At 60.2% G+C, this 12,054-nt stretch carries 10 protein-coding genes; 1 reads left to right on the top strand and 9 read right to left on the bottom strand.

Annotated features, from left to right (window positions below):
* Positions 1-164 precede the first annotated feature (164 nt).
* Entirely contained in the window at positions 165-596 is a 432-nt protein-coding gene (locus ACP7BS_RS25725; RefSeq protein WP_426233686.1) for an Lrp/AsnC family transcriptional regulator, read from the bottom strand.
* 87 nt (positions 597-683) lie between these two features.
* Between ACP7BS_RS25725 and ACP7BS_RS25730 the strand changes: the two genes are divergently transcribed.
* Positions 684-1,823, top strand: coding sequence for a saccharopine dehydrogenase C-terminal domain-containing protein (locus ACP7BS_RS25730; protein WP_426240357.1), 1,140 nt, complete (start codon positions 684-686; stop codon positions 1,821-1,823).
* Between the two features lie 190 nt (positions 1,824-2,013).
* On the opposite strand, the gene ACP7BS_RS25735 is transcribed toward ACP7BS_RS25730, so the two are convergent.
* The 8 genes from ACP7BS_RS25735 to ACP7BS_RS25770 all read right to left on the bottom strand — a co-directional run bounded on the left by ACP7BS_RS25735 (position 2,014) and on the right by ACP7BS_RS25770 (position 11,986).
* Positions 2,014-3,441: a mannose-1-phosphate guanylyltransferase/mannose-6-phosphate isomerase gene (locus ACP7BS_RS25735; RefSeq protein ID WP_426240358.1), complete on the bottom strand. Its 1,428-nt coding sequence runs from the start codon at positions 3,439-3,441 to the stop codon at positions 2,014-2,016.
* Between the two features lie 244 nt (positions 3,442-3,685).
* Entirely contained in the window at positions 3,686-4,093 is a 408-nt protein-coding gene (locus tag ACP7BS_RS25740) for a F0F1 ATP synthase subunit epsilon (RefSeq protein ID WP_426233680.1), read from the bottom strand.
* 128 nt (positions 4,094-4,221) lie between these two features.
* Entirely contained in the window at positions 4,222-5,784 is a 1,563-nt protein-coding gene (atpD, locus tag ACP7BS_RS25745) for a F0F1 ATP synthase subunit beta (protein WP_426240359.1), read from the bottom strand.
* A gap of 24 nt (positions 5,785-5,808) precedes the next feature.
* Positions 5,809-6,693, bottom strand: a complete 885-nt coding sequence (locus ACP7BS_RS25750; RefSeq protein ID WP_426240360.1) for a F0F1 ATP synthase subunit gamma — start codon at positions 6,691-6,693, stop codon at positions 5,809-5,811.
* 27 nt (positions 6,694-6,720) lie between these two features.
* The gene (gene atpA / locus ACP7BS_RS25755) at positions 6,721-8,250 is read right to left on the bottom strand and encodes a F0F1 ATP synthase subunit alpha (protein ID WP_113313884.1); all 1,530 of its coding nucleotides are present in this window, start codon (positions 8,248-8,250) and stop codon (positions 6,721-6,723) included.
* Positions 8,250-8,816 (bottom strand): F0F1 ATP synthase subunit delta, encoded by a 567-nt coding sequence (locus tag ACP7BS_RS25760; protein ID WP_426233673.1) that lies wholly within the window; start codon positions 8,814-8,816, stop codon positions 8,250-8,252. Before ACP7BS_RS25760 ends, atpA begins: the two co-directional genes overlap by 1 nt.
* Before the next feature lie 262 nt (positions 8,817-9,078).
* On the bottom strand, positions 9,079-9,465 hold the full coding sequence (locus ACP7BS_RS25765) for a DUF4345 domain-containing protein (RefSeq protein WP_426240361.1): 387 nt from the start codon (positions 9,463-9,465) through the stop codon (positions 9,079-9,081).
* A 316-nt stretch (positions 9,466-9,781) separates the two neighbouring features.
* Positions 9,782-11,986: a primosomal protein N' gene (locus tag ACP7BS_RS25770; RefSeq protein WP_426240362.1), complete on the bottom strand. Its 2,205-nt coding sequence runs from the start codon at positions 11,984-11,986 to the stop codon at positions 9,782-9,784.
* Between the last annotated feature and the right edge of the window lie 68 nt (positions 11,987-12,054).

Below are 12,054 nucleotides of genomic sequence, written 5' to 3' on the forward strand. Positions count from 1 at the left end.
GAACGGCGGACGGAGACCCTTGCTCTCCCACGGGCTTGGTGTCCCAAAGGTGCGACGGTCTTCCATCCGCCACCGCAACTGGCATTACAGCGCCAAATGCGGAAGAAGGGAAGTTACAAGGGTTTAGGGTGAGGGGCCTTTAGGCGCACCTCCTCGACTGAAAATCACCGATTGATCCGCGTCGACAGAATGATCGACGACAGCGTCTTTTCAACCCCGTCGATCTCGCCAATCCGGTCGATGACCAGATCGAGTTCGCTGATCGATGACGCGGCGACAACGGCGATCAGATCGAAACTGCCGCTGACCGAATGCAGCGTCCGCACATCCTCGATATCGTGCAGGTCCTGCGTTACTCGCCCCAGCGCCTTGGCGGCAAGCGTGATCAGCACATGCGCCTTGATCAGCCCCTTCTCAAAATCATCCGACAGCCGCACGCCGTAGCCGGCAATGATGCCGTCGCGCTCCAGCCGCTCGAGCTTTGCCTGCACCGTCGTGCGCGAAAGGCCGAGTTTGCGCGCCAAAAGCGCCGTCGGCATGCGGGCATTCTCGCTGAGAATGGCGAGGAGTTGCCGGTCCTTGTCCGCTAACGTCATTATGATCATCCTTATCGGCATTATGCCGATTATTCGACGGCATTTTTATCAGATCAGCGCTTCATATCAACCGGTAGAAATCAGACAATGGAGGTACAGACAGATTCATTCGGGGGACCCACCATGAAAAATATCGTTGTCATCGGCGCCGGCAAGATCGGCTCGACCATCGCCCGCCTTCTCGCCCATTCCGGCGATTATCAGGTCACGCTGGCCGATCGCAGTGCCGAACAGCTCGCCATGATCGAAAAGCACGACGCCATTTCGGTCGCTGAAATCGACATCTCCGACAGCGCCGCCATGGTGTCCCTTTTGACCGGCAAATTCGCCGTCCTCAGCGCCGCACCGTTCCACCTGACGATCGCCATTGCCGAAGCCGCCTCCAAGGCCGGCGTGCACTATCTCGACTTGACCGAAGACGTCGAATCCACCCGTCACGTCAAGGCGATCGCCGAAACCGCCAATACCGCCTTCATCCCGCAATGCGGCCTGGCACCGGGTTTCATCTCCATCGTTGCCAATGATCTCGCCAGCCGCTTCGACACGCTCGACAGCGTGCGCATGCGCGTCGGCGCCCTGCCGCAGTATCCGTCCAACGCTCTGAACTACAACCTGACCTGGAGTACGGATGGCGTCATCAACGAATATATCGAACCCTGCGAAGCCATCGTCGAAGGCCATCTGATCGAAGTTCCGGCGCTTGAAGAACGCGAAGAATTCTCGCTCGACGGCGTCACCTATGAAGCCTTCAACACCTCCGGCGGCCTCGGCACGCTGTGCGAAACGCTGAAGGGCAAGGTTCGCACGCTCAACTACCGCACCATCCGCTATCCCGGCCACGCCGCGATCATGAAGGCCCTGTTGAACGATCTTGGCCTGCGCCACCGCCGCGAAGTTCTGAAGGACATCTTCGAAAATTCGCTGCCGTCGACCATGCAGGACGTCGTCATCATCTTCGTTACGGTCTCCGGCCGCAAGGAAGGCCGCCTGGTGCAGGAAACCTACGCCAACAAGGTCTACAGCGCCGTCGTTGCCGGCCGCATGATGAGCGCCATCCAGATCACCACGGCATCCAGCATCTGCGCCGTTCTCGACATGCTGGCCAAGGGCGAACTGCCGGCCAAGGGCTTCATCCGCCAGGAAGAAATCGGCCTCGACGCCTTCCTCAAGAGCCGCTTCGGCCACCACTACGAACAGCGCGCCTATGCCGACAAACTGGCCGGCTGATCTGCTGCGATAAATGACGTTAGACCGCAATGCCCGGGATTTTACTATCCCGGGCATTTTTGCGTCAGCTCCATCATTGGATTGCTGACGCTATTGCTGTTGGGGACAACAAGAGGGAAGATTTCCGGGCGCAAAGTGTAGCTCCCTCTTCTCCCCGCAGGGGAGAAGAGAAGAAAGCAATCCTGAGACCTTACGTCCGCCCAAACTCGTCATCCAGCCGGATGATATCGTCATCCTCCAGATAGGAGCCGGTCTGCACCTCGATCAGCTCCAGCGGGATTTTGCCCGGATTGGTCAGCCGGTGGACGACGCCTTGCGGGATATAAACAGACTCGTTTTCGTGCAGCAGGCGCGTCTCGCCGTCGATCATAATCTCTGCCGTGCCGCGCACGACGATCCAGTGCTCGGAGCGGTGATGATGCTTCTGCAGCGAGATCTTGCAGCCGGGCGTCACATGCAGCCGCTTGACCTCGAAACGCTCGCCGCTCAGCACCGATGCCACTGCACCCCAGGGGCGATAGGATGTCGGATGGTTTTCCGTCAGCCTTTTCGTTTTCGCCGACAATGCCAGCTGCTTTACGATCTGCCCGACATTCTGGCTGTCCTCCATCCGCCCGACATAAACCGCGTCCTCGCTGGCGATGACGGCGACATCATCCAGACCCTGCACGGCGAGATGGATATCGCGCGACAGTATCAGCGAGTTGCGGGTATTGGAGACCGTTGCCTTCTGGCCGACGACATTGCCGTCCGCATCCTTGTCCCCGATCGCCCAGACGCTGTCCCAGCTGCCGAGGTCCGACCAGCTGAAGGATGACGGCACGACAGCTGCATGCTCCGTGTTCTCGAACACCGCGTAATCGACGGAAATATCCGGTGCCTGCGAGAAGGCCGCCTCGTCGAGACGGTCGAAATCAAGATCCCGCTCTGCACTTTGGATTGCCCGCTGGGCTGCATCGTAGACGGCAGGCGCATAACGCAGGATTTCCGCCAGCAACTGGCCGACGGGCAGCATGAACATCCCGGAGTTCCAGAGATAACGGCCGCTTGCCAGAAGCTCCTCCGCCCGCTCCCGGTCTGGCTTCTCGACGAACCGGGCAACGGTTTTTGCGCCCGTTTCGAGATCGTCCCCCATTTCGATATAGCCATAGCCGGTCGCCGGTTCCGTCGGCTCGATGCCGAAGGTCACCAGCTTGCCCGTCTGTGCCGTTTCCTGCGCGATGCGGATGCAGTCGAAATAATGCGGGCCCGCATCGATCTCGTGATCGGAAGCCAGTACCTGCATGACGGCGGTGTCGCCATGATCGCGCAAAACCACGAAGGCGGCGGCTGCGAGTGCCGGCGCGGTATTGCGGGCAACAGGCTCCAGAAGGATGCTCGACAGCGGTGCGTCGAGCGCCCGGGCCTGCTCGGCAACGATGAAGCGGAATTCGGCATTGGTGACAACCACTGCCGGCGTGTAAAGCTCCTGATCGGAAACCCGCTCCAGCGTCTTCTGGAACAGCGAACGATCGCCAAGAAACTGGAGAAATTGTTTCGGCGCCGCCGAGCGCGACAGCGGCCACAACCGCGTCCCCTTGCCGCCAGCCATGATGACCGGCACGATCCTGGAAGACATGCGCATCCTCTTGTCTTGAGTCGAACCTTGCAGTTCCAGATTTTCAGAACTCTTTTTGCGAAGGGGCAACCTAACGCAAAACCAGAGCATGTAAAATCTTTTCGCGGATATGCGCTTTTATCAAATCAAGGTGTTGACGCCGGCAGTGCCGCCGAAGCCGACAGTCCCGCTCTCCTGCACAAGAAAGTCCAGACAATAAAAAACCCCGCCGGAGCGGGGTTCGAAAGCCACGTCACAGACCTTTTCAGGCTGCGACGACAATCTCATTGAGCTGTGTCAGCTCGGCAAGGAAACTCTCCAGGCGCGTCTTGTGCTCGTCACTGTGCGAACCGTCTTCCAGTTCCGACTTCGTTGCATCGATGCGCTTTTCGATCAGCTTGGCATCGACTTCGCTGACCGGAACGGCGGATTCGGCAAGCAATGTGCAGCCTGTCGGCAGGATATCGGCGAAACCGCCGAACACGACGTAACGCGTCACCGTGCCGTCGATCGCCTTGACGCTCACGACGCCCGGCTTGATCGTCGTCATCGTCGGCGCATGGTTGGCCATGACGGTCATTTCGCCTTCCGTTGCCGGAAGCACGACTTCGCTGACACGCTCGGACAACAGCAGGCGCTCCGGGGAGACGAGTTCGAAATTGAAATCAGCCATGATCATTCGCTTCTTTTGGCGCTACCGGCGAGAAACCCCGGCAGAAAATCCGTTCGGCGCGGCCAGGCCCTTGCCAGCCGCAGCGATTGTCGATCGGGGCACCGTTGCGGCGCCCCGATCGAAAGTCATTAAGCGGCTTCAGCAGCCAGGCGCTTGGCCTTTTCGACCGCTTCCTCGATGGAACCGACCATGTAGAAGGCAGCTTCCGGAAGATGATCGTATTCGCCATTGACCAGGCCCTTGAAGCCCTTGATCGTGTCTTCGAGAGCGACCAGCTTGCCCGGCGCACCGGTAAAGACTTCGGCCACGAAGAAGGGCTGCGACAGGAAGCGCTCGATCTTGCGGGCGCGGGCAACCGCGACCTTGTCTTCTTCCGACAGTTCGTCCATGCCCAGGATGGCGATGATGTCCTGAAGCGACTTGTAGCGCTGCAAGGTCGTCTGGACGCGGCGCGACACTTCGTAGTGCTCTTCACCGACAACCATCGGGTCGAGCATGCGCGAGGTCGAGTCGAGCGGGTCAACGGCCGGGTAGATACCCTTTTCAGCGATCGAGCGCGACAGAACGGTCGTTGCATCCAAGTGGGCGAACGAGGTTGCCGGTGCCGGGTCGGTCAAGTCGTCGGCCGGAACGTAGATGGCCTGAACCGAGGTGATCGAACCCTTGGTCGTCGTGGTGATGCGTTCCTGCATCTGGCCCATGTCGGTGGCGAGTGTCGGCTGATAGCCCACAGCCGAAGGAATACGGCCGAGAAGAGCCGACACTTCGGAACCTGCCTGGGTGAAGCGGAAGATGTTGTCGACGAAGAACAGAACGTCCTGGCCTTCGTCACGGAACTGTTCGGCGATCGTCAGACCGGTCAGGGCGACGCGCGCGCGGGCGCCCGGCGGTTCGTTCATCTGGCCGTAAACGAGGGCAGCCTTGGAGCCTTCGCCGCCACCGTGCTTGTTCACGCCGGATTCGATCATTTCGTGGTAAAGGTCGTTGCCTTCGCGGGTGCGTTCACCCACGCCTGCAAACACCGAGTAACCGCCGTGCGCCTTGGCGACGTTGTTGATCAGTTCCATGATCAGAACCGTCTTGCCGACGCCGGCGCCGCCGAACAGGCCGATCTTGCCGCCCTTTGCGTAAGGCGCGAGCAGATCGACGACCTTGATGCCGGTGACGAGGATCTGCGCTTCAGTGGACTGCTCGACGTAGGACGGTGCTTCCTGGTGGATCGAGCGCTTGCCCGAGGTGATCAGCGGACCAGCTTCGTCAACCGGCTCGCCGATGACGTTCATGATGCGGCCGAGCGTTTCCAGACCAACCGGAACGGTGATCGGAGCGCCGGTGTCGGTCACAGGCTGCCCGCGAACCAGACCTTCGGTCGAGTCCATGGCGATCGTGCGAACGGCGTTTTCACCGAGATGCTGGGCAACTTCGAGAACAAGGCGGTTGCCGTTGTTGTCGGTTTCCAGCGCATTCAGGATCAGCGGCAGCTGGCCTTCTTCGAAGGTCACGTCGACGACGGCGCCGATGACCTGCGTTACGCGGCCGACTGCGCCGGTTGCCGTCAAGACCACCTTGGCTGCCGGTGCCTTCTTCGCTGCAACGGTCTTCGCTGCTGCTGCCGGCTTTTCCGCTGCTGCCTTCACCGCTGTCGGCTTCGCCGCCGCTGCTGTTGTACTGGGGGTAGCTGCCTTAGCCATAATCCTTACCCTCTTTCCGTAACCTTAGAGCGCTTCCGCGCCCGAAATGATTTCAATGAGTTCCTTGGTGATCTGAGCCTGACGCTGACGATTGTAGGAGAGCGTCAGCTTGTTGATCATTTCACCGGCATTGCGCGTGGCATTATCCATCGCGCTCATTTTGGCACCCATTTCACCCGCAACATTTTCGAGCAAAGCCCGGAAAACCTGCACCGAAATGTTGCGAGGGATGAGATCGTTGAGGATCTCGCCCGCATCTGGTTCGTATTCGTAGATCGCCGCAGCAGATGCTTCGTCGCTCTTGGCGACTGCAGGAGCAGCGGCCGGGATCAGCTGAAGCGCTGTCGGAACCTGCGAAATGACCGACTTGAACTCCGAATAGAACAGAGTGCAGACGTCGAATTCGCCCTTTTCGAACAGGCCGATGACCTTCTTGCCGATCAGGTCGGCATTATCGAAACCGATCCGCTTGACTTCGCGCAGATCGACACGGTCGATGATCAGCGATGCGAATTCGCGGCGAAGGATATCGAAGCCCTTCTTGCCGACGCAGATGATCTTCACCGTCTTGCCGTCGGCCAACAGCTTGCGCACGTGGTCGCGGGCAAAACGGGCGATCTGGCTGTTGAAACCGCCGCAAAGACCGCGTTCCGCCGTGCAGACCACGAGCAGATGCGTCTGGTCGCGGCCATTGCCCGTCATCAGGCGCGGTGCACTGTCGTCCGTGCCCACAGCTTCCGCGATGTTCGCAAGAACGATCGCCATCCGCTGCGAGTAAGGCCGGGCAGCCTCGGCCGCCTCCTGCGCGCGCCGAAGCTTCGCCGCGGCGACCATTTTCATCGCCTTGGTGATCTTCTGCGTCGCCTTGACGGAGGCGATCCTGTTTTTCAGATCCTTAAGTGAAGGCATCCGTTGTCCGTCCTAACTGGTACCCGTTCAGGCGAAGGATTTCGCAAACGTGTCGATGGCAGACTTGAGCTTGCCCTTGACGTCGTCGCTGATTGCCTTGTCCTTGCGGATAGCCTCAAGAATGTCCTTGCCTTCGGAACGCATGTACGACAGCAGACCCTGCTCGAACGCGCCAACCTTGTTGACGGCAATCTTGTCGAGGTAACCGTTCACGCCGGCGAAGATGACTGCGACCTGTTCTTCCGTCTTCAGCGGCGAGAACTGCGGCTGCTTCAGGAGTTCGGTCAGGCGCGCACCACGGTTCAATAGGCGCTGCGTCGCAGCGTCGAGGTCGGAACCGAACTGAGCAAAGGCGGCCATTTCGCGATACTGGGCGAGCTCGCCCTTGATCGAGCCGGCAACCTGCTTCATCGCCTTGACCTGAGCGGCCGAACCGACGCGGGAAACCGACAGACCGACGTTCACAGCCGGGCGGATGCCCTGATAGAACAGGTCGGTTTCAAGGAAGATCTGGCCGTCGGTGATCGAGATCACGTTGGTCGGGATAAACGCCGAAACGTCGTTACCCTGGGTTTCGATGACCGGCAGTGCGGTCAGCGAGCCAGCGCCGTTGGCGTCGGAAAGCTTTGCAGCGCGCTCAAGAAGACGCGAATGCAGATAGAAAACGTCGCCTGGATAGGCTTCGCGGCCCGGCGGGCGGCGCAGCAGCAGCGACATCTGGCGGTAGGACACAGCCTGCTTGGACAGATCGTCGTAACCGATCAGGGCGTGCATGCCGTTGTCGCGGAAATATTCGCCCATCGCGCAACCGGCGAACGGTGCGAGATACTGCATCGGAGCCGGATCGGACGCCGTTGCAGCAACGATGATCGAGTATTTCAGTGCGCCGCGCTCTTCGAGCACCTTGACGAACTGGGCAACCGTCGAACGCTTCTGGCCGATGGCGACATAGACGCAATACAACTTTTCCGCTTCCGGACCATTGTCGTGAATGGCCTTCTGGTTGAGGATCGTGTCGAGAATGATGGCGGTCTTGCCGGTCTGGCGGTCACCGATGACCAGCTCGCGCTGGCCGCGGCCGACCGGGATCAGAGCGTCGATGGCCTTGAGGCCTGTCGACATCGGCTCATGAACCGACTTGCGCGGGATGATGCCCGGGGCCTTGACGTCAACGCGCGAACGGCGCGTTGCGTTGATCGGGCCCTTGCCGTCGATCGGATTGCCGAGCGCGTCAACGACGCGGCCGAGCAGTTCCGGACCAACCGGAACGTCGACGATGGCGCCGGTCCGCTTGACGGTGTCGCCTTCCTTGATGCCACGGTCGGCACCGAAGATAACCACACCGACATTGTCGGCTTCAAGGTTCAGCGCCATGCCGCGAATTCCACCCGGGAATTCCACCATCTCGCCGGCCTGGACATTGTCCAGACCGTAGACGCGGGCAATACCGTCACCGACGGAAAGCACCTGGCCAACCTCGGAGACTTCTGCCTCCTGGCCGAAGTTTTTAATTTGATCTTTGAGAATTGCGGAAATTTCCGCGGCGCGGATATCCATCAGCCGACCTCTTTCAGTGCAAGCTTAAGGCTAGAAAGCTTTGTGCGAAGGGAAGTGTCAATCTGGCGGGACCCGACCTTGACGATCAGACCACCGAGAATAGAGGGTTCAACCGTGACGTTGAGCGTCACGTCTTTGCCGGTGACGCCCTTGAGCGCCGCCTTCAATTCAGTCTGCTGCGCTGCCGACAGGGCATGAGCCGAAGTCACTTCAGCAGAAACTTCGCCACGATGACGGGCGGCGGTTTCGCGATAGGACTTGACGATGCCAGGCACTGCAAACAGGCGGCGATTGCGAGCAACCACCTTCAGGAAGTTGCCGACCAGACCCGTAATTCCAGCCTTCGCGATGATCGCGGAAATGGCCTTGAACTGGTCGTCGGCAGAAAAGATCGGGCTGACGATAAGGCGCTTCAGATCGGCGTTCTCGTTGATCAGCGACTGGAACTTGTCCAGATCCGCCCCGACGCTCTCGACCGAACCCGCTTCCAATGCGAGATCGAAAAGCGAAGACGCGTACCTTTCTGCAACACCGGAAATAAGCTGGGATGTGTCTGCCACGGGCACAAGCTTCTCTTATTTTAATTCAAAGGCGATGTCTGCGGAGAACCGTAAACCCAACACTTTGAATTTGTTGCTATATTTTAAAGGACATGCAGGCCGGGCGGCCTGTTTCCCCCACAAGTCGCGGTTCGTCTAGCATAGGATATCTGGACTCGCAACACGCGAACGGCACGAATGCGCTTAAGATCGCCCGGTTTGGCCAAATTTTGACAAAAATGGGGTATGAGCTGGCGAGGTCCGCGCTGTAGGGCCTGGCAGACGGGGCTTAAATGAAGCCAAAGACATAGGCCAAGGGCAAAGCCGAAAGCGCGATCTGGACGGCCAGATACAACCAGTTCACAACCGTATTGCCGCTATCCGATAGCATCGACAGGATGCGCCCGAATGCCGCAAGCGCAAACGCAGCCCCCAGCGCCAGATACACCATCGGCTGGGCAAGCAGCAGCGCTGCAAGACCAAGCCCCAGATGAAAGCCCCCCATCGTCGAGCGCGCCTCCGCATACCCGCCACGACGGCCTTCGCGAAGATCGATCCCCAAAGCCCGAAACGCGATGCCTGGCGCGAACAGAAAGACAAGCCCGAGCAGCGACGTGACGACGGCGGCACAGAACGCCAGGAACTCCCCCGTTTCTGTCGGAATGTAGAACTCCATGCCATCTCCCCGTTTTCGATCAGCCGATTCGCTTATCGCACAGACAGATTCGGCCTGAAAGCACAGAAATCCAACCGAAGAATCGCCCGTATCACCATCCACTTTTTCCGTAATATATTGAGGTAGCTATTATTATCCCTCCTTGAGAAAATTCCATGCGAATAGGGATAATGCCTGAACCGCAACACACCTTCCGCATCTGAGCGTCAAAGATCAGCCCTCAACGCGCTTCCCTTGAACTTGAAGAGTCGAACAGCGATGTTGGCAGACGGAAACCGAGATACCCCGCCTTCCCTTGAGCCGGATTGGTAAAACCTCACAAAAAACTCTGCGGATCGATATCCAGCTGCACGCTCACCGAGCCGCGCATCTTCGGTCCGTTGGCCATCATCGTCTTGACGAAGGCCTGCATGTCGCTGTTGCGGCGGCCGTGGACCAGCAGCCGGAAACGGTGGCGGCCGCGGATCAGCGCCAGCGGCGCCTCCGCCGGACCCAGAATACTGATGCCGCTGACCTTGGGGGCGGCCTGCCGCAGGCCACGGGCATGGCCTTCCGCATCGGCGCGGGTATCAGCCGAGATGATAATCGAGGCAAGGCGTCCGAACGGGGGCAGAAGCGCCTTTTCCCGCTCGCTGATTTCGCGTTCGTAGAAGGCGTCCGAATCGCCCGAGACGATCGCCTGCATCACCGGATGCTGCGGCTGGTAGGTTTGCAAAAGGCCGAGGCTCTTCAGGCCGGTTCGCCCGGCCCGGCCCGTCACCTGGCTCAAAAGCTGGAATGTCCGCTCGGCCGCGCGCGGATCGCCATTGGCAAGGCCGATATCGGCATCGACGATGCCGACGAAGGTCATCATCGGAAAATTGTGTCCCTTGGCAACCAGCTGCGTGCCGACGACGATATCGGCCTCGCCCTTGGCGATGGCCTCCAGCTCCAGCCGCAGCCGCTTGACGCCCATCAGGTCGGACGAGAGCACGATGGTGCGCGCATCGGGAAAATGCCGGTCGACCTCTTCGGCGATCCGCTCGACGCCCGGCCCGCAGGCGACCAGATGATCGAGCGTGCCGCATTCCGGGCAGCTCTCCGGCGTCTTTTCCGCATAGCCGCAATGGTGGCACTGGATTTGGCCGCGAAACCGGTGCTCGACCAGCCAGCTGGAGCAATCCGGGCATTGGAAGCGATGGCCGCAGACCCGGCAGAGCGTCAGCGGCGCATATCCACGCCGGTTGAGAAACAACAGCGCCTGCTCGCCGCGTTCCACCGCCTTACCGATATAGCGCAGCAGAACGGGTGACAGGAAGCCGCCGCGCTCCGGCGGATGCTTGCGCATGTCGACGAGGCCGAGATCCGGCAGTGCCGCGTCGCCAAACCGGGTCGGCAGGTGGATCGGATTGTAACGGCCAAGATCGCCATTGACCCGGCTTTCAACCGATGGCGTCGCAGACACCAGCACGATCGGAAACTCGCCGATGCGGGCGCGCACCACCGCCATGTCACGCGCATTATAAAAGACGCGGTCTTCCTGCTTGTAGGCGGGATCATGCTCCTCATCGACAATGATCAGGCCAAGGCTTTCAAACGGCAGGAACAGCGCCGAGCGCGCACCGGCCACGACCCTGACGCCACCCTCCGTCACCTGCCGCCAGACCTTTTCACGGGTGCGTGGCGCCAGATCCGAATGCCATTCGGCCGGTTTCGAGCCGAACCGGTCCTGGAAACGTTCGAGGAAACTCGCCGTCAGGGCGATTTCCGGCAAGAGGATCAGCACCTGTTTTCCAGCCTTCAAGGTCGCGGCGATCGCCTCGAAATAGACCTCGGTCTTGCCTGAACCGGTAATGCCGTCGATCAGCGAGACGGAGAACCCGCCGGCATCGACGCTTTCGAGCAGATCAAGCGCCGCCTGCTTCTGCGGCCCTTCAAGCCGATGCTCTGTATAGTCCGGATCGGGTAATGCCACCACGGGCGGCGGCGGCATGAACACCGTCTCAAACACCCCTTGCGCCGTCAGCCCGTCGATGACGCTGGACGAGGTGCCGGCCGCGTGCGCCAAACCCGACCGCGTCCAGGTAAACCCGTTATCGGCGGTGGCGATCACCCTTTCGCGCGCCGCCGTCATCCGTTCCGGCCGGATATCGGTCAGCCGCAAGCCCTCGATCATCGGTTCCGGATCGAATGCCGCCGGCGCCCTCAAGGCCATCCTCGCGACAAGTCCGGGCGGCGAGACGGTGTAGGTCGCCACCCAATCGAGGAAAGTCCGCATGTCCTTTGCCAATGGCGGGCAATCGAAGGCACGGGTAATCGCCTTCAGTTTTTTCGGATCGACGCTGCCGTCGTCGATCCCGTCCCAGACCACGCCCAACACCTGGCGGGGTCCGAGCGGCACCTGGACGATCGATCCGGGCTCGACAGCCATTCCCTCCGGCACGGCATAGGAGTATGGTTTCGGGGCGGGCATCGGCACCAGAACGGGCACGACGCGGCGGGCGAACAGGTCGTCAAACAAATCGGTCGAATCTTCAGTCATCGGCCGTGACCTTGCCTCCGGATTGCGTTAAAGAAAACCCCGAAACAACACAGCAGCCCGCGCATCGC

It is taken from the genome of Pararhizobium sp. DWP1-1-3 (assembly GCF_049896125.1).
Classification (GTDB): Bacteria; Pseudomonadota; Alphaproteobacteria; order Rhizobiales; family Rhizobiaceae; genus Pararhizobium.